The following is a 24,563-nucleotide window of genomic DNA, read 5'->3' as shown; positions in this document are numbered from 1 at the left end:
TGTCGGGGTCGTGTTCTAGCGTTGCCTTCGTGGAGTTCGGAGCAGACACCCAAGCCACCTACCTTCCCGCGGATCCCCCGCGGGACGGCGTGCTGGCCTTGTGGGGCGAGGACGTGGCCGGCGGGACCACGATCGAGCTCGTGCTGCCCCGGGGCGCCAAGTTCGCGCGGACGAAGGTCGAGGCGGAGCTCGTCCCGCTGGAGCGCGCGCTGCCGCGGCTGCTGGCCGTGGGGGAGGAGGCCAGTCCGGCGGTCGCGGCGTGGTCGGCGGCGGTCAACGCCGGGGTCAACCTGGTGGCGCGCGGACGGCTGCGTCCGGCGGCCTCGCCGGCCGGGGCGGCGGCCTGGCGGATCGGACCGTTGGACGCCGCCGACGAAGAACTGCTGCGCGGCCTGGCCGGCGCACTGCCACCCGAGGCGTACGCATTGCCGTTGACCGGGCTGAAGCGCATCCGCCTGCACTCACCGGACTCGCTGGTCCGCGCGCTCTGGGACGCGACGGCGGACCTGCTGGCGCGCAGCCCGGCGGCACCCGTCGGCGCGGGCGACCCGGCGTTCGCCGCGCGCGAACCCGCCCTGCTGGGCCCGGACGGCGCGGCGTGGCTGGCCGAGCTGGCGGCCCGTGAACCCCGCGGGGTGCAGGTGCTCCTGCGCGTCGAGGGGCGTGACGACGACACGTTCGCCGGGGTGCTGGCGGTGCGCAGCCTGGCGGAGCCGAGCCTGGTGGTGGAGGCGTCGACGCTGTGGGACGCGCCGGACGCGGTCCTGGACCGCCTCGGCGACCAGGTCGAAACGCAGCTGCTGCTCGGCCTGCGCCGTGGCGCGCGGGCGTGGCCGCCGCTCGGCCGGGTGCTGGCGCAGCCGGCGCCCGCCTCGCTGGCCTTGTCCGACGACGACGTCGTCGACCTGCTCACCGACGGCAGCCACGACCTCGGCGGCGCCGGGATCGAGGTGCTGTGGTCGAAGGGGCTGTTCGCGGGCGAGGTGAAGGCGAAGGCGAGCGCGACGCAGGCACCGGCGAGCGTCACGGATGCGGAGTTCGCGCTGCGGAGCCTCCTGGAGTTCCGCTGGCAGCTGAGCCTCGGCGGCGAGCAGCTGACGGAGGCCGAGGTGGCGGCGCTGGCCGAAGCGAAGCGGCCCTTGGTGCGCCTGCGGGGGCAGTGGGTGCGCGTCGACCCGGCCCTGCTGGCGCGGGTCCGGAGCCGCACCCGCAAGCTGGAGGCGGGCGAGGCCCTGGCGGCGGCGCTGACGGGCGAGCTGGAACTGGACGGCGAACGCGTCGAGTTCGCGGCCCCGCCGGCGTTGGGCGGGCTGGCCACGCGGATCCGCGACCGGGCGTCCGCCGAGATCGCGCCCCCCGCGGGCTTGAAGGCGACGTTGCGGCCGTACCAGCAGGCCGGCCTGGCCTGGCTGGCCACGATGACGGGCCTCGGCTTGGGCGCTTGCCTGGCCGACGACATGGGGCTGGGGAAGACGATCCAGCTGATCGCCCTGCACCTGCACCGCCGGTCCCTGGCACCCCTCGGTGGTTCCGGGGCCGAGCTGCCCGCTAGCCCCGCCGAGTCTGGGTTGCCGGGTGGGGCGGAGTTGCGCGCTGGTCCCGCCGAGCCTGGGTTGCCGGGTGGGGCTGAGCTGCCCGCTGGTCCCGCCGAGTCTGGTTTGCCGGGTGGGGCGGAGCTGCCCGCTGGTCCCGCCGAGTCCGGGTTGCCGGGCGGGGCCGGGTTGCCGGGCGGGTCCGAGTTGCGCGCTGGCCCCGCCGAGCCTGGTTTGCCGGGCGGGGCGGAGCTGCCCGCTGGCCCCGCCGAGTCCGGGTTGCCGGGCGGGTCCGAGTTGCCGGGTGAGCTTGCGGCGCCGGGTGAGTCGGCGTTGCCTGGCGAGCCCCTGATCTCCCTCGACCACACACCGCCCGCCGGCCCGGCCGGTGGTGGGCCGACCCTCGTTCTCTGTCCCACCTCGCTCCTCGGCAACTGGGAACGCGAGTTCGCCCGCTTCGCGCCCGACATCCCCGTCCGCCGGTTCCACGGCGGCGGGCGCCACCTCGACGACCTGGCTCCCGACGAAGTCGTCCTGGCCACCTACGGCGTCCTCCGGCGCGACCGCGAGACACTGTCCGAAGTGGACTGGGGGCTGGTCGCCGTGGACGAGGCTCAGCACGTCAAGAACCCGCTGTCCGCCACCGCCAAGGAGCTGCGCAAGATTCCCGCGCGGGCCAAGGTCGCCCTCACCGGGACCCCGGTCGAGAACCGGCTCACCGAACTGTGGTCCATTGTGGACTGGACGACGCCCGGGCTGCTCGGTCCGCTCGACCGGTTCCGGCGCACCGTGGCGCGGCCGATCGAACGCGATCGCGACAAGGCCGTCACCGAACGGCTCGCCGCCACCGTGCGGCCGTTCCTGCTGCGGCGGCGCAAGTCCGACCCGGACATCGCCCCGGAGCTGCCGCCCAAGACCGAGACCGACCGGTTCGTCCCGCTCACCGCCGAGCAGACCACGCTCTACGAGGCCGTCGTGCGGGAGAACCTGGCCGAAATCCGCGAGACGCAGGGCATCAAGCGGCGCGGGCAAGTCCTGCAGCTGCTCACCGAGCTCAAGCAGATCTGCAACCACCCCGCGCAGTTCCTCAAGGAGCCGCACGGCGCGCTCACCGGCCGGTCGGGCAAGCTCGCGGCGTTCGAGGAACTGGTGGACGTCATCCTCGACGAAGGCGAGAGCGTCCTCGTCTTCAGCCAGTACGTCCAGCTCTGCCGGCTGCTCGAGCGACGTCTCCGGGAGCGTGGCCTGCCCACCGAGCTGCTTTCCGGCGACAGCTCGCCGGCGAAGCGCCAGGACATGGTCGACCGGTTCCAGGCCGGCGAGATCCCGGTGTTCCTGCTGTCGCTCAAGGCGGGCGGCGTCGGGCTCAACCTGACCCGGGCCACCCACGTGATCCACTACGACCGCTGGTGGAACCCGGCGGTCGAGGACCAGGCCACCGACCGCGCGTACCGCATCGGGCAGGACCGGCCGGTCCAGGTCCACCGGCTGATCGCCGAGGGCACCCTCGAAGAGCGGATCGCGCAGGTGCTCGAGAAGAAGCGCGGACTGGCGGAGTCGATCGTCGGCGCGGGGGAGGACTGGATCACCGAGCTCTCCGACGACGAGCTCGCCGACCTGGTCCGGCTCGGGAGCGGCTGATGCCCCCGAGGCGGAACTTCGGCACGACCTGGTGGGGCCGCGCCTGGGTGGACGCGCTGGAGCAACGCGCGAAGCTCGACCCGAACCGGCTGCCCCGCGGGCGGACGTACGCGCGCAAGGGCACCGTCAGCGAGCTGCGCTTCGGCGCCGGGGCGATGACGGCGCGGGTGCGCGGCAGCCGTCCGACGCCGTACAAGGTCACCATCACCATGCGCACCTTCACCGACGACGAGTGGGACACCCTGCTCGGCGTGGTCGGCACGCAGCTCGGGCACGCGGCCGCGCTGCTCGACGGCGAGCTGCCGGGCGCGCTCGCCGAGCAGGCCCGCGAGGCCGGAGCCGACCTGCTGCCCGGGCCCGGCGACCTGCGGCCGCGGTGCTCGTGCCCCGACGCGGCGAACCCGTGCAAGCACGTCGCGGCGGTGTACTACCTGGTCGCCGACGAGGTGGACCGCGACCCGTTCACCCTGTTCCTGCTGCGCGGACGTCCGCGGGCGGACGTCCTGGCCGAGCTGCGGGCCCGCCGGTCGCCGTCGCGCGGCGAGAAACCGAAGCTGCGCAAGCGGGAGGACGAAGGGCTGTCCCCGCGAGCGGCGTACGCCCGGCGGCCGGGGGCGATCCCGGCCCTGCCCCCGACGCCGCGGGTGGCGGGCCCGCCGGCGGTCCTGGACCTCGACCCGCCCCCGGGCACCGGCTGGACGGCGGCCGCGCTGTCCGCCCTGGCCGCCGATGCGGCTTCCTTTGCCCGCGACCTCCTGGTCGGCGGGCCGGCGGCGGCGGAGCTGACGTTCGAGGAAGACCTGGCCCGCCGCGCGGCCGGCCGGTCCGGCGCGGAGGTCGCGGCGCTGGCCACCCAGGCCGGCGTCCCGCCGCGGGACCTGGACCGCTGGGCGGAGGCCTGGCGTGAAGCCGGCCGCGGCGGCTTGGCGGTGCTGCGGGAGCCCTGGCAGCCGGGGCCGGGCCCGCTGAACGAGGCCCAGCTGGTCATGGCCGACGCCGGACTCCCGGGCACCCCGAAGATCTGGCGCAACCGCCTGACGCAGGGCGGCTTGCAGCTGCGCTACGGCCGCGACGCCCGCTGGTACCGCTTCGTGAAGTCGGGCACGGAGTGGCGCCTGGACGGCCCACCGTCGGCGAGCCCGGTGGATCTGGCCTACTGAGCCCCGGCCTTCCAGGCGTTGTAGGTGTAGTCCAGGAACCGCGCCACGCCGCGAACGACGTGCGCACTGCGCACCGACGTGAACACGTCGAACGCGTGCTGGGCCCCGGCCAGCTCGGCGTAGGCCACCGGCTGCCGCGACTTCTCCTTCAGCCGCCGCACGAACTCGCGCGCCTCGCGCACCGGCACCAGCGAATCGTCCCGGCCGTGGATCACGAAGAACGGCGGTGCCTCCGAAGAAATCCGGTCCAGCGGGGACGCCGCGATGTAGTCGTCGAGGTGCCGGACGGGGTCCCGGTCGGCCGCGAACACCCGCCGCGCGATCAGGCTCTCCAGCCGGTACTGGCTCGCCCGCGAACCCGACGTGGCCGCGAAGTCGTACACCCCGTAGTGCGGCACGCACGCCTGGACGCTCGTGTCGACGTCCTCGAACTCCGGCTGCAGCGCCGGGTCGTTCTGCGACAACGCCAGCAACGCCGACAAGTGGCCGCCCGCCGAGCCACCCGTCACCGCGACGAACCGGGGATCGCCGCCGTAAGAGGCGATCGAGGAACGGATCCACGCCAGCGCCTGCTTCGCCGCCACGATGTGCGCCGGCCAGCGGTGCGTCGGCGAGAGCGGGTAGTTGATCGCGACGCACACCCAGCCGCGGCGGGCCAGGTAGCGCATCAGCGGCCGGCCCTGCTCCTCCTTGTTGCCGATCACCCACGCGCCGCCGTGGACCTGCAGCAGCACCGGCGCACCCGACACCGGCGAAGACGGCCGGTACACGTCCAGGAGAAACCGCTTGCCACCCGGGGCGTAGGCGATGTCGCGGTCGACCCGGACGTCCGGCGCGCCCATCCGGAACGGCAGCGCGAGCTCGCCCCACGGCAGCCCGAGGTCCGAGCGGCCCAGCTCGGCCGCGTAGTCCTCGCCCAGCGCCGAGGTCAGCGCGTGCTCGATCTCCTCGCGGGCGCCGTGGCCGGTGCGGATCAGCGTGCCCAGCCCCGCGGCCGACGCGGCGGCCATCGCCAGCCCCGCCTGCGTGGACCGGTCGCGCACGCCGTGGCGCGCCACGTGCACCGCGGTGTCGGCCAGGGTCAGCGCCAGGAACTGCGGGGCCAGCTCGCCGGTCAGCCAGCCGGCGAAGAACGCCGGGATCGTCGTGGAGCGGGCCTTCAACGGGCGGAGCGCGTTCGCGGTGAGGCCGAGTTGGACCGCACGGCGGATCAGGAAGTTCGGCTGCACCACCGCGATGGTACCGGCGAGTAGGGTGACGCGCCGCCGCAGCGACCGGGGCGTTGCCCCGGGCCGGGGGCTCCGCCACCCGGACCCCCGAAATCCTCTGGGAAGTGGCTTACCCTAAGTGTCATGCAGAGACTGAGCGGCCTCGACGCGAGCTTTCTCTACCTCGAGACGTCGGCGCAGGTCCTGCACGTCTGCGGGCTGCTCACCCTCGACGGGTCGACCGTCCCCGGCGGCTACAGCTTCGCGAAGCTCGAAGAAAAACTCGAGGAACGCGTCCGGGTGATCCCGGCGTTCCGCCGCAAACTGCACAATCCACTCTGGAACGTCGGTCATCCGGTCTGGGTCGAGGACGAGGACTTCGACCTCGACCACCACGTGCACCGCATCGGCGTGCCGGCCCCCGGCGACCGCGCCGAGCTGGCCGAGCTGTGCGCGCACATCGCCGGGCAGCAGCTCGACCGCGCGCGCCCGCTCTGGCAGCTCTACGTCATCGAGGGCCTGGCCGACGGCCAGATCGCCGTGCTGCTGAAGATGCACCACGCGAGCGTCGACGGTGTGAGCGGTGCCAGCCTGATCACCTACCTCGCCGGCCTGGAGCCCGACGCGCCGCCGCCGGAGATCGAGGACCAGGACAACCCTTCGGTGCCGTCGCCGCTGAACCTGCTCCGCTCGGGCGTCGAGAGCTTCGCGAAGCGTCCCGCCGAGGTCGCCCGGCTGCTTCCCGACCTGCTGGGCCTGGTGCCGAGGTGGCTCGGGAAAGCGTTGCGCGGCAAGGGGATGCCGGTCCCGTTCACCGCGCCCAGGACGTCCCTGAACGGCACCATCACCGGCCACCGCAGCGTCGCGTTCGCCCAGCTCGACCTCGACGAGGTCAAGGAGGTCAAGAACGCCTTCGGGGTCACGGTGAACGACGTCGTGCTCGCGCTCGTCGCGGGCGCGCTGCGGGAGTTCCTCGAGGCACGGGGCGAGCTGCCGGAAGACCCGCTGGTGGCGACGGTCCCGGTTTCGGTGCACGACCGGACCGAACGCGACCACGGCAGCAACAAGGTCTCCGCGTTCTTCGCCTCCCTCCCGACGCACCTGGCCGACCCAGCCGCGAGGGTGTTCTTCCTCGCCGAGGCCAACCGGCTTTCGAAGGACCACCACTACGACATCGACGCGGACATGCTGCAGGACTGGGCGCAGTTCTCCGCGGCGACGATGTTCGGCCTCGCCGTGCGCGCGTACTCGGCGCTGCGCCTGGCCGAGAAGCACCCGGTGGTGCACAACCTGGTCGTCTCCAACGTGCCCGGCCCGCCGATGCCGCTGTTCTTCCTCGGCGCGCGGATCACCGGCCTCTACCCGCTCGGCCCCGTCTTCCACGGCGCCGGGCTCAACGTCACGGTGCTGTCCAACGCGGGCAAGGTGCACGTCGGCCTGCTCGGCGCGCGCGAGCTGGTCAAGGACCTGTGGCCGCTGGCCGACGCGCTCCCGGAGGCCCTCGCCGAACTGCTCAAGGCCGCGGGCTGAGCACCACCACCGGGATCTCGCGGTCGGTCCAGGCCTGGTACTTCGCGAAGTCGGCGTAGAGCTCGACCAGCCGCGGCCACAGCTCGGCGCGTTCGTCCGGCCCGGCGACCCGTGCCACCACCGGCACGTCGCGCCGCCCCTTGAGCTGGATGCGGGTCTCGGGGTGTGCCAGCAGGTTGAAGTACCACTGGGGGTGCCGGGGCAGGCCGCCCTGGGAGCCGACGACGACGACGTCCTCGCCGGAGCTCAGGTAGAGCAGGGGCGTGGTGAACAGCCGGCCGGACCTGCGGCCGCGGTGCTCCAGCAGCAGCGTCGGCACCGGGTTGCGGAACCCGGCTCCGATCCGCCACGTGCCGCCGACGCGGCCGCCGGTGAGCCGGAAGACCGACACCTGCGCCTTCGCCGCGTACTTCATGACTTTCGCCGTGACGGGCGAGTCCAGGCCGTCGGGTTTCTGCTCGGGCAGGCTGAAACGTCCCATCGGGGGCTCCGTTCTCAGAGGGAGTGGACGGCGGCGAGCAGGGCGGGCACCCAGCGGTCCGCGGCGAGCACGCAGGCGGCGTGCCCGGCCGCGACTTCGCAGGTCGCCGCGCCCGGGATCCGGCCAGCGAGGGAGCGCTGGTGGTCGGGGGCGATGAACCGGTCCTTCGTGGTGACGACGACGGCCGCGGGCAGCCGCAGCGAGGAGAGCCACGGCGTCGAGTCGAACCGGCCGATCTCGTCGACGGCGACCGCGATCTCCCACGGTGTCGTCGAGCGGAACTCCCGCAGCCCCCAGCGGTAGTCCTCGACGCGCTGCCGCGGCACGGCGACGGGCACGGCCGGCAGCCTCACGCGTTCGCGCAGCTGCCGCAGCGTCCGGCCGAACACGTCGAGCGCGACCCGCTGGCGCAGCCCGCGGCGGAAGTTGCTCGCGGTCGAGCACAGCACCAATCCGGTAACACGTTCTGGTTCGGCGTGGGCGACGAGCTGGGCGACCATGCCGCCCATCGAGTACCCGGCGAGCGCGAACCGGTCGATGCCCAGCGCGTCGGCCACCGCGGTGACGTCCCCGGCGCAGTCGGCGAGCCGGAACTCCGGCGAGCGGATGCCCCGGCCGTGCCACCGCTGGTCGAACACGACGACGCGGTGGTCGCGCGCCAGCCGGTCGAGGGCCGGGTACCAGGTCAGCAAGCCCGTGCAGGCCACCGAATGCAGCAGGACGAGGGCGGGTGCGTCCCGCGGGCCGACGTCGGTGACGACCGTCCACCCGCGGCCGGGCAGGTCGAGCGGGACCGGGTCGGGCACCCCGGCGGTCGGCGGCACGGTGATCAGCCGGCGACGGCCCGCGCCGCCCGGTTCGGTCACCGCCATCCCGCTCCTCCGCAGGGGTTGCCGTGCAGGGTGTTTCCGGTTAAGACTAGAACAGGTTTCAGTATTGCGCCGATCCGGAGGACAGGCGTGGATTTCAGCCTTGACGATACGCAGACGGAGATCGCCGCCCTCGCCGCGAAGGTGCTGGGCGCCGGAGACGACCCGTGGCGCGCCCTCGCGTCTTCGGGCCTGCTGGCGCTCGCCCTGCCCCCGGACCTGGAGGGCGACGGCCTGGGCGTCGCCGAGGTCGCGCAGGTCCTCACCGAGGTCGGCCGGGCCGCCGCGCCGGTGCCCGCCTACGCGGCCCTCGCGCTCGGCGTCCTGCCGCTCGAGACGCTGGGCACGCCCGGGCAGCGTGCCGAGCTGTTGCCGCCGGTCGCGGCGGGGGAGGCACTGCTCACCGCGGCCCTGCACGAGCCGTCCTCGCCCCTGACCGCGCGGCCCGCCACCACCGCCCGGGCGCGAGACGGGAAGTGGCTGCTCAACGGCGTCAAGACCGCCGTGCCGTACGCCGCCGAGGCCACCCGGATCCTGACGCCGGTGTCCACCCCGCACGGCACCGCCGTCTACCTCGTCGACCCGCGCGCCGACGGCGTCACGCTGGTCCGGACGCCGAATTCCGCGGGGAGCCCGGAGTGCACGGTGCGGCTCGACGACGTCGCCGCCGAGGAGGCCGACCTGCTGGCCGACCAGGGCGCCGTCGCGGTCCTGCACCGGTTCGCCCTGGCCGGGGCCCTCGCGCTCGGCGACGGCCTGGTCGCCGGGGCGCTGGCGCTGACCGTGAAGCACGTCGGCGAGCGCACGCAGTTCGGCCGCCCGCTCGCGACGTTCCAGGCGGTGGCGGGCCAGATCGCCGACGTCTACGTGGCCGCGCGGACCGTCCACCTGGCCGTGACGTCCGCGGTGTGGCGGCTCTCGGCCGGCCTCGACGCGGACGCCGAACTGGACATCGCCGCCTACTGGCTCGCCTCGCGGGCACCGGAGGCCCTGGCGACGTGCCACCACCTGCACGGCGGCGTCGGCGTGGACGAAACCTATCCGCTGCACCGGTATTCGTCGGCGGTGAAGGACCTCGGCCGGGCGCTCGGGGGCGCCGCGCACCGGCTCGGCAGGCTCGGCGAACGAGTGGCGGGGTGAGCGGGATGCACGTCGAACTGACCGCGGCGCAGAAGGACCTGCGTGCCGAGCTGTGCGAGTACTTCGCCGGGCTGATCAGTCCCGAAGAACGCCAGGCCATGCGGCGCGAGCGGCACGGGCCGATCTTCCGCGAGATCGTCCGCCGGATGGGCCGCGACGGCCGGCTCGGCGTCGGCTGGCCCGTCGAGTACGGCGGGCAGGGCTTCGGCGAGATCGAACAGCACCTGTTCGTCGACGAGGCCGCGCGCGCCGACGTCCAGCTGCCGTCGGTGACGCTGCAGACCGTCGGGCCGACACTGCAGCAGTTCGGCACCGATGAGCAGAAGTCCTTCTTCCTGCCGAAAATCCTGGCCGGCGAGATCCACTTCGCGATCGGGTACACCGAGCCGGAGGCGGGCACCGACCTCGCGGCGTTGCGGACGACGGCCGTGCGCGACGGCGACGAGTACGTCGTCAACGGCCAGAAGATCTTCACCACCGGCGGCCACGACGCCGACTACGTCTGGCTCGCGGTGCGGACCGCGCCGGACGCGCCGCGGCACAAGGGCATCTCGATCCTCATCATGGACACGAGCGACCCCGGCTACTCGTGGACGCCGATCATCACCTGCGACGGCGCCCACCACGTCAACGCGACGTACTACTCGGACGTTCGCGTGCCGGTGAACCGCCTGGTGGGCAAGGAAAACGAGGGCTGGCGGCTGATCACGACGCAGCTCAACCACGAGCGCGTCATGCTCGGCCCGGCCGGGCGGATCGGCGGGCTCCACGACCGCGTGCGCGCCTGGGCCGCGGCGCACGGGCTGCTGGACCTCGCCGACGTCCGGGCCGTGCTGGCCGAGGCGATGGCGGTGACGCGGGTGAACGAGCTGCTGAACTGGCAGGTCGCGGTGTCCTCGGCGACCGCGCCGGTCGGGGTCGGGGACGCGTCGGCGACCAAGGTGTTCAGCTCGGAGGTCATCCAGCGGATCGGCCGGGACCTCGAGGAGCTCGTCGCGCGGCACGGCGACCTGTCCGATCCGGACACCGCCGAGCTGGCCGAATGGCTGGACGTCTCGGCCAAGCGCAACATCGTGCTGACGTTCGGCGGGGGCGTCAGCGAAATCCAACGGGAGCTGATCGCGTCGATCGGCCTGGGTCTGCCGAGGGTGCCGCGATGACCATCGAAGAAACCGCCGCCGAGATCGCCGCGCGCGGCGAATGCGCGCCACGCCTGGCGCGTGACCCGGTGAACCAGGCCATGGTGAACAACTGGGTCGAGGCGATCGGGGACGACAACCCGGTCTACACCGACCCGGAGTTCGCCGCGAACAGCGTCCACAAGGGACTGGTCGCGCCGCCCGCGATGGCGCAGGTGTGGACGATGGGCGGCCTGAACGTCCCGCGCGGCAGCGACGACCCGCTCGGCCTGATGATGGAACTGCTCGACGAGGCCGGGTTCACCTCCGTCGTCGCGACGAACTCCGAGCAGACCTACCACCGGTACCTGCGTCCGGGCGAACAGGTCGAGGCGCGGACGGCGCTCGAGAGCGTCGTCGGTCCGAAGAGGACGGCGCTGGGCGAGGGCTGGTTCGTCACCACCCGGATGACCTGGTACGTCGAGGACGAAGCCGTCGCGGAGATGATGTTCCGCGTCCTCAAGTTCCGGCCGCCCGCACCGGAACCGCCACCGGCGCCGGTGCTGCGGCCGGTGATCAGCAAGGACACCGAGTTCTTCTGGGACGGCCTCAAGGCGGGGGAGCTGCGCATCCAGCGGTGGGGTGAGACGGTGCGGCACCCGCCCGGGCCGATGCCGCCGGACGGCGCGCTCGACACCAAGTCGGACTACGTCGTCGCCAGTGGCCGCGGCACCGTGTTCTCGTACGTCGTGCACCACCACCCGCCCGTGCCGGGCAAGGAGCTGCCGTTCGTGGTGGCGCTGGTGGAGCTGGAAGAAGGGGTCCGCGTGCTGGCCGAACTGCTGGACGCGTCGCCGGACGAAGTCCACATCGGACTTCCGGTGGTGGCGGCGTTCGTCCGGGTCGACGACGACCTGACGCTGCCCGCGTGGAAGGTGGCCCGATGACCGTCACCGCCGGGGCCGAGCTGCCGCCGCTGACCATCGACGTGACGCCGACGTTCGTGGTCAGCACCGCGCTGGCCACCCGGGACTTCCAGGACGTCCACCACGACCGCGATTCGGCCGTGGCGCGCGGCTCGAAGGACATCTTCCTCAACATCCTCACCGACACCGGCCTGGTGCAGCGGTTCGTCTCGGGGTGGGCCGGGCCGGAGGCGCTGATCCGGTCGATCAAGATCCGGCTCGGTGTGCCGTGCTACGCCTACGAAACCCTGACGTTCACCGGCCGGGTCGTGGCTGTCGACGGCGACGACGTCGTGGTGGAAGTGTCCGCTGTGGACAGTCTCGGCGAGCACGTCGCCGGGACCGTGGAGGTGACCCTGCCGTGACGCTCTCGGGCAAGGCGGCCATCGCCGGTATCGGCGCGACGGAGTTCTCGAAGGACTCCGGGCGCAGCGAACTGCGGCTGGCGGCCGAATGCATCTCCCACGCGCTCGCGGACGCGGGGCTCACGGCGTCCGATGTGGACGGGCTCGTGTCGTTCACCATGGACGGCAACGCCGAGATCGCGGTGGCGCGGGAACTGGGCATCCCCGAACTGAAGTTCTTCAGCCGCATCCACTACGGCGGCGGCGCCGCGGCGGCCACCGTGCAGCAGGCCGCGATGGCGGTGGCGACCGGCGTCGCGGACGTCGTCGTCGCGTACCGCGCGTTCAACGAACGGTCGGGGATGCGGTTCGGCCAGGTGTCGTCCGCCGCGGCCGGGCAGGTCAACTCGTCCGGCGTGGACAACGCGTTCCACTACCCGATGGGCATCGCGACCCCGGCGGCGACCGTGGCCATGGTCGCCCAGCGGTACCTGCACGACTACGGCGCGACGAGCGAGGACTTCGGCCGCGTCGCCGTGATCGACCGCAAGCACGCGGCGACCAACCCGAACGCGTGGTTCCACGACCGGCCGATCACCCTCGAGGAGCACCAGTCGTCACGGTGGGTGGCCGAGCCCCTGCACCTGCTCGACTGCTGCCAGGAGAGCGACGGCGGCGTGGCACTGGTCGTCACCAGCGTCGAACGGGCCCGTGACCTCGCGCAGCCGCCGGCGGTGATCGCGGCGGCGGCGCAGGGGAGCGGGCCGGACCAGTACGTGATGACCAGCTACTACCGCGACGACCTGGCCGCGCTGCCGGAGATGGGCGTCGTCGGGCGGCAACTGTGGGGGCAGTCCGGGCTCGGACCGTCCGATGTGGACGTCGCGGTGCTGTATGACCACTTCACGCCGTATGTCCTGATGCAGCTCGAGGAGCTGGGCTTCTGCGGGCGCGGCGAGGCGAAGGACTTCATCGCCGACGGCGCGCTGGAGCTCGACGGGAGGCTGCCGCTGAACCCGCACGGCGGCCAGCTCGGCGAGGCCTACATCCACGGCATGAACGGCATCGCGGAGGCCGTCCGGCAGGTGCGCGGGACGGCGGTCAACCAGGTCGCGGGCGCGGCGAAGGTGCTGGTCACGGCGGGCACCGGGGTGCCGACGAGCGGGCTCGTCCTGACGGGTGACCGACGCGCGTCACCTCATTGACGGCTGGTGCTCGGTCGTCGCGGATGTCACGGTGGAAGGACCTGTCCGCGACGCAGAGTGAGGTCCTCGCTGAGGATGGTCGACTGGGTGCTCACCGCGGTGTTCGCGGCGCTGGCGCTGCCGTGCGTGCTGCGCCTGGTGCGGCTCGACTACGCGCGCCTGGGCCACGGCGTCCGGCACGGCGACCTGGCGGAGCTGCTGCTGGTGGTGGCGATGGTGGCGATGCTGTCGCCGGTCGGCGGCCCGATCCCGGCGGCGGGCTGGCAGGCGGTGCTGGTGCTGACGGCGGGCTGGTTCGCGGCGGCCTGGTGGCGGGGCGGCGCGGGCTGCGCCCACCACGCGCTCTCGGCGGCGGCGATGCTGTACATGGTCACGGCGATGCCCCACGCCGGCATGGACCACGGCCCGTGGCTGACGATGTCCACAATGGACGCCCGGCTGGCGCTGCCGCTGGTCGCGGTCCTGGCGGCGGGCTACTTCGTGGTGGACGCGGCGTGGACGGGCGTCGTCGTGGTCCGCGGCGCGGCCGTGCCGTCGGGTTCGGGCCAGACGTCCCGCGCGGCCTGCCGGGTGGTGATGGGCGCCGGAATGGGCTACCTGCTCCTGGCCTCGGCCCTCTGACGTCGTGAGACCGCTCAGGCCGTGACCTTGCGGACCTCGCCCAGCGGGCTTTCCCCCGCCTCCGGGAGGGCCGAGGGCGGGTGGTCCGCCGCCCACTGCGTGGCCGCGGTGATGTCGTTCTTCAGTGCCGTGATCAGGTCCTCCGCCGAGGCGTACTTCTGCTGCTCACGCATGTGGGAGCCGAGCCAGACCACCAGGGTCTCGTCGTACAGGTCGCCCGTGAAGTCCAGCAGGTGGGCCTCCAGCAGGCGGTAGCCGTCCGCTCCGTAGTACGTCGGGCGGCGGCCGACCGAGATGGCCGCCGGGACGTCCGTGCCGTCCGCGCGGCGGACCCAGCCCGCCCAGACGCCGTCGCCGAGGGATCCGGCCTGGTCGCGCAACGCGATGTTCGCCGTGGGAAAGCCCAGTTCACGGCCGCGCTCGTCGCCGTGCTCGACGGTGCCCCGCACCACGAAGTATTCCGAAGTCACCCCTCCACGGTAGCGGGCGACGGCCGGGACGTTCTCACGAAGTGGGCACCAGCACGGTGTCCGCCAGCACCGGGGCGTCGTCGCGCTCCACCGCCGAGGTCGTCACGAGCAACCGGTCGGGCGAGCGCCACACCCGGACGCGCAGCGTCTCGCCGGGGAACACCACGCCCGCGAACTTCGTCGCGAACGACGCCACCCGCGCCGGGTCGCCGTCCAGGAACTCGTTGACCAGCACCCGCGCGACGATCCCGTACGTGCACAGCCCGTGCAGGATCGGCTGGTCGAACCCCGCCGCGCGGGCGAACGCCGGGTCCGCGTGCAGCGGGTTCCGGTCGCCGCACAGCCGGTACAGCAGCGCCTGCTGCGGCAGCGTCGGCACGTCCAAAACCACATCGGGAGCGCGGGTGGGCCACTCGATGCGGTCCGACGGCCCGCGCGAACCGCCGAAACCACCCTCGCCGCGGGCGAAGATGCTCGACCGGGCCGTCCACAGTGGATCACCGGACGACGACGTCACCGCGACCTCCTGGACCACGACCGCGGCTTTGCCCTTGTCGAAGACGTCCGCGATCCGTGACCGGGCGACCGCCTTGCCCGACGTCGGGATCGGCCGGTGCAGGGTGATCTCCTGCTTGCCGTGCAGCACCTTCGCGAGGTCGATCTCGACGCCGGGGAACGACACCGCGGGCGGGTCGAACACGCGCAGGTTCGCCGCCACCGTCGCGAACGTCGGCAGCACCACCAGGTCCTGCTCGTAGGTGTACCGCAGCTCGTCCGGGCCGGCGCCCAGGGCCAGGTGGTAGAGCAGCACGTCCGACGACGTCCAGGCGAAGTTCACCTCGCCGATCTCGGCACCGATCGCGACGTCCGGGTCGATGGGCACGCGGGGACTCCTATTCGTAGCTGATCGAGACGTCGTCGGTGACCGGCAGCGACTGGCAGGCCAGCACGATCCCGTCGGCGATGTCCTCGGCGTCCAGGACCTCGTTGTGCAGCATCTTCACCTCGCCCGACACGACCCGGCACGCGCACGCGCTGCATTGTCCCTCGCGGCACGAGTACGGCGCGTCCATCCCCGCGTCCAGCAGGTGGTCCAGCAGTTTCCGTTGCCGTGGCCAGGCCATGGACCGCGTCTCGCCGTCCAGCTCCACCGTCAGCGACGCGGGTGCCTCGTCCGACTCCGGCTCGGGTTCCGGCTCCGAAGACTCGAACGGGTTGCCGGTCAACGATGTGAACTTCTCGACGTGCACCCGGTCCCGGGGCACCCCGAGCTGCCCGAGCGCCTCGCGCGCGGCGGCCATGAACGGCGCTGGTCCGCACAGAAACGCCTCGTGCGACGTGTACGCCGACGCCAGCCCGCGCAGCTGGGCGACCTCCGGCAACCCCTGGACGCTTTCCAGCCAGTGCACGACGACCAGCCGATCCCCGTAGCGCTTCGCGAGCGACGCCAGCTCGCCCGCGAAGATCACCGAGTTCTCGTCACGGTTCGCGTAGACCAGCACCACCCGGCCGGACCCGGTCTCGAGGGCCGTCTTCAGGATCGCCATCACCGGCGTGATCCCGCTGCCGCCGGCGAAGAGCAGGAAGTCCTCGTCGACCGACGCCGGGCAGAAGACCCCGGCGGGCGCGAGCACGTCGACCTGCATGCCCGGCTTCAAAGACGAGCACACCCAGCTCGAGCCGTACCCGCCGTCGGTGCGCTTGACCGTCACCTGGACGCGGTTCTCGTGCGGCGCGCTCGAGAGCGAGTAGCAGCGCGCCACCGAGCCCGTCCGGTCGCTGGGGATCTTCAACGTCAGGAACTGGCCCGCCGTGTAGGCGAACGCTTCTGCGTGCTCGGCAGGGATCTCGAAGACCACCGACCGCGCGTCCGGCGTCTCGACGACGACGTCGGCGACCGTCAGCGTGTAGACCCGCTCAGCCATCGGCCACCGCCAGCGAGCCGTCGCGGACCGCGTCGCCGATGCTGTCGGCCAGCTTCGGGCAGGTGTCGAGCAGCGCCGACGGGCCGTCCGCGTCGGCGAACACCGGGCAGGTGTCGGCGGGCCGGGACGTCCACTGGATGCTCGTGTGCTGGATGCTGTTCTTCTTCACCAGCACGCAGGTCCCGCAGCTGCGGCACTCGTGCGGCCGCAGCCCGCCCGAGAGGAACTCCGCCGCATCCGAGGACGCAGCCTGCTCGGCGGTCGTCACACTTCCGCCTCGGTCTTTTGCCGGGCGAGGTTTTCGGCCACCTCCGCCGCCCACGCCTCGTTCGCCTTCGAAGTGTCCACTTCGAACTCGAACCGCCGGGTCATGTCGTCGGTGACGTCGGCGGCGTCGACGTAGAACTGCTGGTACCACCGGCGAAGCTGGTAGACCGGACCGTCCTCTTCGCACAGCAGCGGGTTGTCGATCTGGGTCTTGTGCTTCCAGATCTCGACGTCCTGCAGGAAGCCGGCGCCGATGCCCTTGGCGAGCTTCGCGGCGATCTTGTCCGCGTGCTCGTCGGTGAGGCCGTGCTGCTTCTTGACCTTCATGCCGTACTGCAGCACGAACGACGTCGGCGTCACGGGGTAGTGGCAGTTGATGAGCACGCTCTCGATTTCGTAGCCCTGGAACGAGTTCACCAGCTTGTTGATCATGTAGGACGGCCCGAAGTACGACGCCTCCGACCGCAGCAGGTTGTCCTCGCCGCCGTAGTTGGACGCCATGCCCATGTCCGGGCGGCCCTTGGTGTTGAGGTACTGCGTCGCGATGTGGCCCTCGAAGACGTTCTTGAAGTACGTCGGGTAGGCGTAGTGGATGTAGAAGAAGTGGGCCATGTCGACGACGTTGTCGATGATCTCCCGGCAGTTCGAGCCGTCGATGAAGATCTCGTCCCAGGTCCAGTTGCTCCACTCGTCGCTGTGGGCCGCCTCGATCCGCGGGATGGCCAGCTCCTCCGGCGGCGGGTTGCCCTCCGGGTCGTGCCAGACCATCAGCTGGCCGTTCTGCTCGGACGCCGTCCACGACCGCGTCCGCGCGCGCAGCGGAACCCGCTTGGCGTAGGGGATCGAGACGCACTTGCCCTTGCCGTTCCAGCGCCAGTCGTGGAACGGGCACGCGACCTCGTCGCCCTTGACGCTGCCCTGGGTGAGGTCGCCACCCATGTGCCGGCAGTAGCCGTCGAGGACGTTCAGCTCGCCCTTCGAGTCGGCGAACACGACCAGCTTCGTGCCGAACGCCGTGACGGCGTGGGGTTTGCCGTCGCGGAACCGCTCGGCCAGGCCGAGGCAGTGCCAGCCGCGCGCGAACCGGGTCGGTGGCTCACCGGCGTAGATCGTGCGTACGGACTCCTGCGTCATCGCTCGCCTCCCGTGGTCCCTTGATCTTCGTGCGCCAGCCGCGTCGCCGCAAGGTAGCCGAACACCATGGCCGGGCCGATGGTCGCGCCCGGCCCGGCGTAGGTGCGGCCCATCACGGCCGCGCTGACGTTGCCCGCGGCGGACAGGCCCGGCACGACCGAGCCGTCCTCCCGCAGGACTCGCGCTTGTTCGTCGGTGCGCAGCCCGCCCTTGGTGCCCAGGTCGCCCGGGACGATCTTCACCGCGTAGTACGGCGCCTTGTCCAGGGGGCCGAGGCTGGGGTTGGGCTTGTTGCGCGGGTCGCCGTAGTAGTGGTCGTACTTGCTGACGCCGCGCTGGAAGTCTTCGTCGACGCCCTTGCGCGCGAAGCCGTTGAACCGCTCGACCGTCGCCTCGAAGCTCTCCGGCGGGACGTCCATCTTCTCGGCCAGGCCGGCCAGGGAACCCGACTTCACCGCGATCCCGGCCTTGAACCAGCGGCCGGGCAGCGGCTGGCGCGGCCCGACGCCGGTGAACATGTACCGGTCCTTGTAGCGCTGGTCGAACACCAGCCAGGTCGGGATGTGCTCACCAGGGCCGTCTCCGGGGCCGTACATCGCGTGCACGGCCTCGACGTACGGCGCGGACTCGTTGACGAACCGCTCGCCGCGGGCGTCGACCATGATCGAGCGCGGCCGCGACCGCTCGGCCAGCGCGAACCACGGGCCGCCGGTGAGCGGCAGCGACGGGCCCCACCAGGCGTCGTCCATCAGGTCGAGGGCGGCGCCGAGCTTGAGGCCCGCGGTGATGCCGTCGCCGGTGTTGGCCTCGGCGCCGACGGTCCAGTCGGTGCCGATCGGCGCGCGCTGGTACTTCTCGCGCATCTCGAGGTTCTGCTCGAAGCCGCCGCTGGCGAGGATCACGCCGCGCCGGGCCTCGACGACGCCGTCGGAGGTGATGACGCCGGTGACGCGGTCGCCTTCGACCTGCAGATCGACCAGGGGAGTGTTCAGCCGGACCTCGACGCCCGCCCTGGCCAGGCCCACGCGAAGCCCGGCCGCAAGCGCTTGCCCCATGCTCAGCAGCCGCTGTCCGCGCAGCTTCCCGGCCAGCCACTGGACGCCCAGGGACAGCAGCCGGACGCTGCCGCGCGGGTGCCGCGCGAGGAGGCTCAGCCAGCGGTAGTCGGCCTGGGTGATCGGCACGCCGAGCGGGGGCGCGCTGTAGGGCGGTTCGAGGCGGGCCAGCTCGTCGCCGAGCAGCTTGCCGTCGAAGGCCATCGGCTCGACCGAGCGGCCGCCGGGCCGTCCGCCGGGGGCTTCGGGGTGGTAGTCGCTGTAGTCGCGGACCCACCGGAACTTCAGCGGCGTGTGGTCGCAGACGAACTTCAGCACCTCGGGGCCGTGGTCGAGGAAGGTGTCCCGCCGGACGGCCGGGACGACGTCGCCGACGATCGAGGCCAGGTACTCGTGGGCCCGCTCGGGCGGCTCGTCGATCCCGGCGGCGCGCAGCGCGTGGTTGCCGGGCAGCCAGACCCCGCCGCCGGAGCGCGCGGTCGAGCCGCCGAAGCAGGCGGCCTTTTCGAGGACGACGACGCTGAGGCCGTGGTGAGCCGCGGCCAGCGCGGCGGTCATCCCCGCGGCGCCGCTACCTACGACGACGACGTCGAACTGCTCCGTCATGCCACCTCACCTGCTGCGTCAATGGTTGTCGATGAGACCGGCAGCCACGGCGGAAACCGTCGCGACGAGCGGATCGCCGCGGTCCGTCTCCGCCTTCTTTCGGCCATATCGATAACGTGTTCCACAAGAAGAGTATCCAGTTGGGAGCCGCTTTCGCTCACCATAGACGAGAACGTGTTTCAGTTCTAGGGTATCGACCATGGACGAACTCGTCGCGGACGTCATCATCGTGGGGTTCGGGGCGGCCGGCGCCTGCGCCGCCCTCGAAGCGGCCGACGCGGGCGCCGAGGTCATCATCGTCGAGCGCTTCGCGGGCGGTGGGGCCAGTGCGGTCAGCGGGGGCGTGGTCTACGCGGGCGGCGGCACCGCCCAGCAGCTCGACGCGGGCGTCGACGACTCCGTCGACGCGATGTACGCCTACCTTCGGCTCGAAGCCGGCGACGTCGTCACGGAGAAGACGTTGAAGCGGTTCTGCGAGGGCAGCCGCGAGATGATCACCTGGCTGGAGGGCAACGGCGTGCCCTTCGAAGGCAGCCTCTGCCCGTACAAGACGTCTTATCCGAGCGACGCCCACTACCTGTACTACTCCGGCAGCGAAGCGGCGGGCGGCTTCCGCGACGCGGCGAAGCCCGCCCCGCGCGGTCACCGGGTAAAAGGGCCCGGGACCTCGGGAAAGATGCTCATGACGCGCCTCGAGGAGGCCGTGCGCAAGCGGGGCATCCGGGTGCTGAGCCAGACGAACGCGCGAAGCCTGCTCACCGAGGACGGCCGCGTCACCGGGCTGGTCGCCGACACGCTGCGTGGCGCCCCGGCGGGCGTGCGCGCCCGGCACCGGCGGCTCGCGCGGTACGCCGCGAAGCCGGGGATCTACGTGCCCTCGCTGCGCAAGTCCCTGCACCGCCGCGTCGAGCGCCTCGAGCGTGCGCACGGCCGTGAGCTGCGGATCACCGCCCGGCGCGGGGTCGTCCTCGCCGCGGGCGGGTTCATCGCCAACCGGGAGCTGGTGCGTGAGCACGCTCCGAAGTACCGCGGCGGGCTCGCGCTCGGCACGTCCGCCGACGACGGTTCGGGCCTGCGGCTCGGCGTCGAGGCCGGTGGCGCGACCGGCGAACTCGGCCGGATCTCGGCGTGGCGGTTCATCACGCCGCCCAGCGCGTTCCTCGGCGGGATCATCGTCGACGTCGAGGGGCGCCGCGTCATCGACGAGTCCCGCTACGGCGCCGCCGTCGGCGAGAAGCTCATCGAGGACCACGGGAGCAAGGGCTGGCTGCTCGTCGACGCGCCGATCGTCGCCGAAGCCCGGCGCGACACGAAGGCGCAAAGCCAGTGGTTCCAGGGACTCCAGCTGAAGTATCTGCTGCGCCGCGGCCGCGTGACCGGCGCGAGCGTCGAAGAGGTGGCGCGCAAGGCCGGCGTCGATCCCCAGGGCCTGCGCGCGAGCGTCGAGGCGTACCACGGTGCCGAGGACCCGATGGGCAAGCCCGCCGAGTTCGCGCGGCGGCTGGACCACCCGCCGTACTCGCTGATCGACATCTCCGTGCGGCCCAACCTGGGCTACCCGACGCCGATGCTCACCCTCGGCGGCCTGGTCGTCGACGAGGACACGGGCGCGGTGCGGAACGACGCGGGGGCGCCGATCGCCGGGCTGTACGCCGCCGGCCGCACCGCGGTGGGAATCTGTTCCAGGTCCTACGTGAGCGGTCTCTCCCTGGCTGACTGCGTGTTTTCCGGCCGCAGGGCAGGGATCAACAGCGCCCTGGCGCAGGGCGTTCTCGACAAAAACGAGAACGTGTTCTAGTCTCTGTGCAGTGACACGAGAGAGGAACTGCGCATGAGCGAGCAGGTGATCGCCGGGGTCCGGGACCTCCTGCCGGTCCTGCGGGAGCGGGCCCAGGACACCGAGGACGCGCGGAACGTGCCCGAGGAGTCCGTCAAGGCCCTGCAGGAGACCGGGTTCTTCAAGATGCTGCAGCCGAAACCGTTCGGCGGCCTCGAAACGGACCCGGTGAGCTTCTACACCGCGGTCAAGCTGATCGCCGGCGCGTGCGGGTCCACCGGCTGGGTCGCCTCCATCCTCGGCGTCCACCCGTGGCACGTGGCGCTGTTCGACCAGCAGGCGCAGCAGGAGGTCTGGGGCGAGGACGAGGACGTGCGGATCTCGTCGTCGTACGCGCCGATGGGCAAGGCGGAGGTCGTCGACGGCGGCTACCGGCTGTCCGGGCGCTGGAGCTTCTCCTCCGGCTCCGGCCACTGCACGTGGGTGCTGCTCGGCGGGCCGGCGTTCAAGGACGGCAAGCCGGTCGACTTCTGCACCTACCTGCTGCCGATCGCGGACTACACGATCGTCGACGTCTGGGACACCGTGGGCCTGCGCGGCACCGGGTCGAACGACATCGTAGTCGAGGACGTCTTCGTGCCGCAGCACCGGGCACTGAGCTTCATCGCGACGTCGAAGTGCAAGGTGCCCGGCCAGGCCGTCAACCCCGGGCCGCTGTACCGGCTGCCCTACGGCTCGGTGCACCCGTCCACGATCACCGCACCGATCATCGGCATGGCCCAGGGCGCCTACGACGCGCACGTCGAGCACCAGCGCAAGCGCGTGCGGGCCGCCTACGCCGGTGAACAGTCCAAAGAGGACCCGTTCGCCAAGGTGCGGATCGCCGAAGCCGCCAGCGAGATCGACGCCGCGTGGCTGCAGCTGACCCGCAACATCGAGGACCTGTACGAGCTGGCCAAGCGCGAAGAACGGCTACCTTCGGAGTTGCGGCTGCGCGTCCGGCGCGACCAGGTCCGCGGCACCGAACGCGCGATCGCCGCGATCGACCGGCTCTTCGAGAACTCCGGTGGCCGCGCGATCCAGCGGGGCACGCCGATCCAGCGCTTCTGGCGCGACGCGCACGCGGGCCGCGTCCACGCGGCCAACGACGCCGAGCGCGCGTACGTCATGTTCGGCACCGGCGCCTTCGGGCTCCCCGTCGAGAACGCGATGTACTGATGGCCGCACCGGAAGGCAAGTACGTCCAGGCGGGTTCGCTGAAGCTGTACTACCACGAAGCCGGCGCGGAACACGCCGAGACGGTGATCCTGCTGCACGGCGGCGGGCCCGGCGCGTCGGCGTGGAGCAACTTCGGACGCAACCTGCCGGAGTTCGCCAAGCACTACCGGACGATCGCCGTCGACCAGCCCGGCTTCGGCCGCTCGGACAAGCCGGCCGAGCACCCGCAGTACTTCCGCCACAGCGCGGACGCCGTCGTGGGCCTGATGGACGCGCTCGGCATCGAGCGCGCCCACTTCGTCGGCAACTCCCTCGGCGGCGGCGCGGCGGTCCGGCTGGCGCTGAACCACGGCAAGCGCGCCGGGCGCCTGGTGCTGATGGGGCCGGGCGGGCTGAGCGTCAACCTGTTCGCGCCCGACCCGACCGAGGGCGTCAAGAACCTCGGCAAGTTCGGCGCCAAGCCGAGCCGGGAGCGGATGGAAGCGTTCCTGCGGATCATGGTCCACGACCAGGCGCTGATCACCGACGAGCTGATCGACGAGCGCTTCGCCGCGGCGAACACGCCGGAGTCCCTGGCCGCGATGCGCGCGATGGGGAAGTCGTTCGCCCACCCCGAAACCTACGAAGAAGGCATGCTCTGGCGCGAAGCCCATCTGCTGCGCCAGCGCGTACTCTTGATCTGGGGCCGCGAAGACCGCGTCAACCCCTTGGACGGCGCGCTCGTGGCGCTGAAGACCATCCCGCGCGCGCAGCTGCACGTGTTCGGCGGCTGCGGACACTGGGCCCAGCTGGAGAAGTTCGACGAATTCAACCGGCTGGCCCTCGACTTCCTCGGGAGTTCCTGATGGGCATCCGGTCACTGGGCTATCTCCGCATCGAAGCCACCGACATGGCCGCGTGGCGCGAGTACGGGCTCAAGGTGCTCGGCATGGTCGAAGGCAGCGGCACCAACCCGGACGCGCTTTACCTGCGCATGGACGACTTCCCGGCGCGTCTGGTCGTCTCGCCCGGCGACGCCGACCGGCTCGCCGTCACGGGCTGGGAGGTCGCTCACGCGGGGGAGCTGGCCGAGCTGCGGTCCCGGTTGGACAGTGCGTCGGTGCCCTACAAGGAGGGCACGCCCGACGAGCTGGCCGACCGCCGCGTCGACGAGCTGATCAGCTTCGACGACCCGTCCGGCAACACGCAAGAGGTGTTCCACGGCGTCGCGTTGCAGCACCGGCGCGTGGTGAGCCCGTACGGCCACAAGTTCGTCACCGGCGAGCAGGGCCTCGGCCACGTCGTTTTGTCTACAAAGGACGACGAGGCGTCGCTGCGGTTCTACCGCGACGTCCTCGGCTTCCGGCTGCGCGACTCGATGCGGCTGCCCCCGCAGCTGGTCGGCCGGCCCGCCGACGGGCCACCCGCGTGGCTGCGGTTCTTCGGCTGCAACCCGCGCCACCACAGCCTGGCTTTCCTGCCGATGCCGACCCCGTCCGGGATCGTGCACCTGATGGTCGAGGTGGAGAACACCGACGACGTCGGGCTGTGCCTCGACCGCGCGATCCGGCGCAAGGCGCCGATGTCGGCCACGCTCGGCCGGCACGTCAACGACCTGATGCTGTCGTTCTACATGAAGACCCCCGGCGGCTTCGACGTCGAGTTCGGCTGCGAAGGCCGTCAGGTCGACGACGACAACTGGATCGCCCGCGAAAGCACCGCGGTTTCGTTGTGGGGGCACGACTTCTCGGTCGGCGCGCGACCGCCCGGCGCATGACCGCGGTGGCGGTCGACCAGACCGAATTCCGCAGCGTGCTCGGGCACTTCTGCACGGGCGTCACGGTGGTCACCGGCCGCGACGGCGACACCCTCGCCGGGTTCGCCTGCCAATCGTTCGCCGCGCTGTCGCTCGACCCGCCGCTGGTGCTGTTCTGCCCGGCGAAGACGTCGCGGACGTGGCCGGTGCTCGCCGCGGCCGGCCGGTTCGCCGTCAACGTGCTGGCCGAGGACCAGCAGGAGGTCAGCGCGGTCTTCGGCGCCCGCGGCGAGGACAAGTTCAGCCGGTTCGGCTGGACGCCCGCGCCGTCCGGGGCCCCGCTGCTCGACGGCGCGCTCACCTGGATCGACTGCTCCCTGGAGGCGGTGCACGAGGCCGGCGACCACTACGTCGTGATCGGCCGGGTCACCGCGCTCGGCACGCCGTCGGACGCGCGGCCGCTGCTCTTCCACCGCGGCCGGTACTCGGTCACCGAGCCCGCGCGGAACGCGCTCGCGGCGCTGATGCCGTGGCCGCGGCCGGACGACTGGCTCTGAGCCGG

General features: G+C 72.1%; 23 protein-coding genes. 14 read left to right on the top strand and 9 right to left on the bottom strand.

Annotation, left to right across the window (positions count from 1 at the left end):
* Positions 1-29: 29 nt before the first annotated feature.
* The gene (locus ACYVLJ_RS14340) at positions 30-3,173 is read left to right on the top strand and encodes a DEAD/DEAH box helicase (RefSeq protein WP_460438957.1); all 3,144 of its coding nucleotides are present in this window, start codon (positions 30-32) and stop codon (positions 3,171-3,173) included.
* A complete protein-coding gene (locus tag ACYVLJ_RS14335) occupies positions 3,173-4,333 on the top strand; it encodes an SWIM zinc finger family protein (RefSeq protein ID WP_460438956.1) in 1,161 nt (386 codons plus the stop codon). Before ACYVLJ_RS14340 ends, ACYVLJ_RS14335 begins: the two co-directional genes overlap by 1 nt.
* On the opposite strand, the gene ACYVLJ_RS14330 is transcribed toward ACYVLJ_RS14335, so the two are convergent.
* Positions 4,327-5,562 carry an alpha/beta hydrolase gene (locus ACYVLJ_RS14330; RefSeq protein WP_460438955.1) on the bottom strand — a complete coding sequence of 412 codons (1,236 nt, stop codon included), beginning with the start codon at positions 5,560-5,562 and terminating at the stop codon, positions 4,327-4,329. The genes ACYVLJ_RS14335 and ACYVLJ_RS14330 overlap by 7 nt on opposite strands.
* Positions 5,563-5,685: 123 nt before the next feature.
* On the opposite strand from ACYVLJ_RS14330, the gene ACYVLJ_RS14325 reads away from it, so the two are divergent.
* Complete coding sequence (locus tag ACYVLJ_RS14325) at positions 5,686-7,071, top strand: WS/DGAT/MGAT family O-acyltransferase (RefSeq protein WP_460438954.1); 1,386 nt, start codon at positions 5,686-5,688, stop codon at positions 7,069-7,071.
* Here the strand turns inward: ACYVLJ_RS14325 and ACYVLJ_RS14320 are convergent.
* The gene (locus tag ACYVLJ_RS14320) at positions 7,055-7,552 is read right to left on the bottom strand and encodes a nitroreductase family deazaflavin-dependent oxidoreductase (RefSeq protein ID WP_460438953.1); all 498 of its coding nucleotides are present in this window, start codon (positions 7,550-7,552) and stop codon (positions 7,055-7,057) included. The genes ACYVLJ_RS14325 and ACYVLJ_RS14320 overlap by 17 nt on opposite strands.
* 14 nt (positions 7,553-7,566) lie before the next feature.
* Positions 7,567-8,424 (bottom strand): alpha/beta fold hydrolase, encoded by an 858-nt coding sequence (locus ACYVLJ_RS14315; RefSeq protein WP_460438952.1) that lies wholly within the window; start codon positions 8,422-8,424, stop codon positions 7,567-7,569.
* A gap of 87 nt (positions 8,425-8,511) precedes the next feature.
* On the opposite strand from ACYVLJ_RS14315, the gene ACYVLJ_RS14310 reads away from it, so the two are divergent.
* From ACYVLJ_RS14310 to ACYVLJ_RS14285, 6 genes are all read left to right on the top strand, one after another.
* Positions 8,512-9,561 carry an acyl-CoA dehydrogenase family protein gene (locus ACYVLJ_RS14310; protein ID WP_460438951.1) on the top strand — a complete coding sequence of 350 codons (1,050 nt, stop codon included), beginning with the start codon at positions 8,512-8,514 and terminating at the stop codon, positions 9,559-9,561.
* Between the two features lie 5 nt (positions 9,562-9,566).
* Positions 9,567-10,721, top strand: coding sequence for an acyl-CoA dehydrogenase family protein (locus tag ACYVLJ_RS14305; protein ID WP_460438950.1), 1,155 nt, complete (start codon positions 9,567-9,569; stop codon positions 10,719-10,721).
* Positions 10,718-11,626: a bifunctional MaoC family dehydratase N-terminal/OB-fold nucleic acid binding domain-containing protein gene (locus tag ACYVLJ_RS14300; protein WP_460438949.1), complete on the top strand. Its 909-nt coding sequence runs from the start codon at positions 10,718-10,720 to the stop codon at positions 11,624-11,626. Before ACYVLJ_RS14305 ends, ACYVLJ_RS14300 begins: the two co-directional genes overlap by 4 nt.
* Positions 11,623-12,009, top strand: a complete 387-nt coding sequence (locus tag ACYVLJ_RS14295; protein WP_460438948.1) for a hotdog family protein — start codon at positions 11,623-11,625, stop codon at positions 12,007-12,009. The genes ACYVLJ_RS14300 and ACYVLJ_RS14295 overlap by 4 nt, the downstream gene beginning before the upstream one ends.
* Positions 12,006-13,193, top strand: a complete 1,188-nt coding sequence (locus tag ACYVLJ_RS14290) for a lipid-transfer protein (protein WP_451973624.1) — start codon at positions 12,006-12,008, stop codon at positions 13,191-13,193. The genes ACYVLJ_RS14295 and ACYVLJ_RS14290 overlap by 4 nt, the downstream gene beginning before the upstream one ends.
* 75 nt (positions 13,194-13,268) lie before the next feature.
* The gene (locus tag ACYVLJ_RS14285; protein ID WP_460438947.1) at positions 13,269-13,814 is read left to right on the top strand and encodes a DUF5134 domain-containing protein; all 546 of its coding nucleotides are present in this window, start codon (positions 13,269-13,271) and stop codon (positions 13,812-13,814) included.
* A 14-nt stretch (positions 13,815-13,828) separates the two neighbouring features.
* On the opposite strand, the gene ACYVLJ_RS14280 is transcribed toward ACYVLJ_RS14285, so the two are convergent.
* The 6 genes from ACYVLJ_RS14280 to kstD are packed head-to-tail and all read right to left on the bottom strand — an operon-like array spanning position 13,829 to position 19,271.
* Positions 13,829-14,284: a riboflavin kinase gene (locus ACYVLJ_RS14280; RefSeq protein WP_460438946.1), complete on the bottom strand. Its 456-nt coding sequence runs from the start codon at positions 14,282-14,284 to the stop codon at positions 13,829-13,831.
* Between the two features lie 34 nt (positions 14,285-14,318).
* Positions 14,319-15,167: a MaoC family protein gene (locus ACYVLJ_RS14275; protein WP_460438945.1), complete on the bottom strand. Its 849-nt coding sequence runs from the start codon at positions 15,165-15,167 to the stop codon at positions 14,319-14,321.
* 10 nt (positions 15,168-15,177) lie between these two features.
* Positions 15,178-16,209 carry a 2Fe-2S iron-sulfur cluster-binding protein gene (locus ACYVLJ_RS14270; protein WP_460438944.1) on the bottom strand — a complete coding sequence of 344 codons (1,032 nt, stop codon included), beginning with the start codon at positions 16,207-16,209 and terminating at the stop codon, positions 15,178-15,180.
* Positions 16,202-16,477: a hypothetical protein gene (locus tag ACYVLJ_RS14265; protein ID WP_451973614.1), complete on the bottom strand. Its 276-nt coding sequence runs from the start codon at positions 16,475-16,477 to the stop codon at positions 16,202-16,204. The genes ACYVLJ_RS14270 and ACYVLJ_RS14265 overlap by 8 nt, the downstream gene beginning before the upstream one ends.
* A complete protein-coding gene (locus tag ACYVLJ_RS14260) occupies positions 16,474-17,610 on the bottom strand; it encodes a Rieske 2Fe-2S domain-containing protein (protein WP_451973612.1) in 1,137 nt (378 codons plus the stop codon). The genes ACYVLJ_RS14265 and ACYVLJ_RS14260 overlap by 4 nt, the downstream gene beginning before the upstream one ends.
* Positions 17,607-19,271, bottom strand: coding sequence for a 3-oxosteroid 1-dehydrogenase (gene kstD, locus ACYVLJ_RS14255; RefSeq protein WP_460438943.1), 1,665 nt, complete (start codon positions 19,269-19,271; stop codon positions 17,607-17,609). The genes ACYVLJ_RS14260 and kstD overlap by 4 nt, the downstream gene beginning before the upstream one ends.
* Before the next feature lie 199 nt (positions 19,272-19,470).
* Here kstD and ACYVLJ_RS14250 point away from each other — a divergent pair, with 199 nt between their 5' ends.
* The 5 genes from ACYVLJ_RS14250 to hsaB are packed head-to-tail and all read left to right on the top strand — an operon-like array spanning position 19,471 to position 24,558.
* Complete coding sequence (locus tag ACYVLJ_RS14250; RefSeq protein ID WP_460438942.1) at positions 19,471-21,069, top strand: FAD-dependent oxidoreductase; 1,599 nt, start codon at positions 19,471-19,473, stop codon at positions 21,067-21,069.
* 33 nt (positions 21,070-21,102) lie between these two features.
* Complete coding sequence (gene hsaA / locus ACYVLJ_RS14245) at positions 21,103-22,266, top strand: flavin-dependent monooxygenase (protein WP_460438941.1); 1,164 nt, start codon at positions 21,103-21,105, stop codon at positions 22,264-22,266.
* Entirely contained in the window at positions 22,266-23,111 is an 846-nt protein-coding gene (gene hsaD / locus ACYVLJ_RS14240; protein ID WP_460438940.1) for a 4,5:9,10-diseco-3-hydroxy-5,9,17-trioxoandrosta-1(10),2-diene-4-oate hydrolase, read from the top strand. Before hsaA ends, hsaD begins: the two co-directional genes overlap by 1 nt.
* Positions 23,111-24,022, top strand: coding sequence for an iron-dependent extradiol dioxygenase HsaC (gene hsaC, locus ACYVLJ_RS14235; RefSeq protein ID WP_460438939.1), 912 nt, complete (start codon positions 23,111-23,113; stop codon positions 24,020-24,022). Before hsaD ends, hsaC begins: the two co-directional genes overlap by 1 nt.
* Positions 24,019-24,558: a flavin reductase family protein gene (hsaB, locus tag ACYVLJ_RS14230; RefSeq protein ID WP_460438938.1), complete on the top strand. Its 540-nt coding sequence runs from the start codon at positions 24,019-24,021 to the stop codon at positions 24,556-24,558. The genes hsaC and hsaB overlap by 4 nt, the downstream gene beginning before the upstream one ends.
* Positions 24,559-24,563: the final 5 nt, after the last annotated feature.

The sequence above is a fragment of the Amycolatopsis stemonae genome (assembly GCF_054781455.1).
The sequence above is the reverse complement of the archived record's forward strand: the minus strand, read 5'-3'. Positions and strand labels throughout refer to the sequence as shown.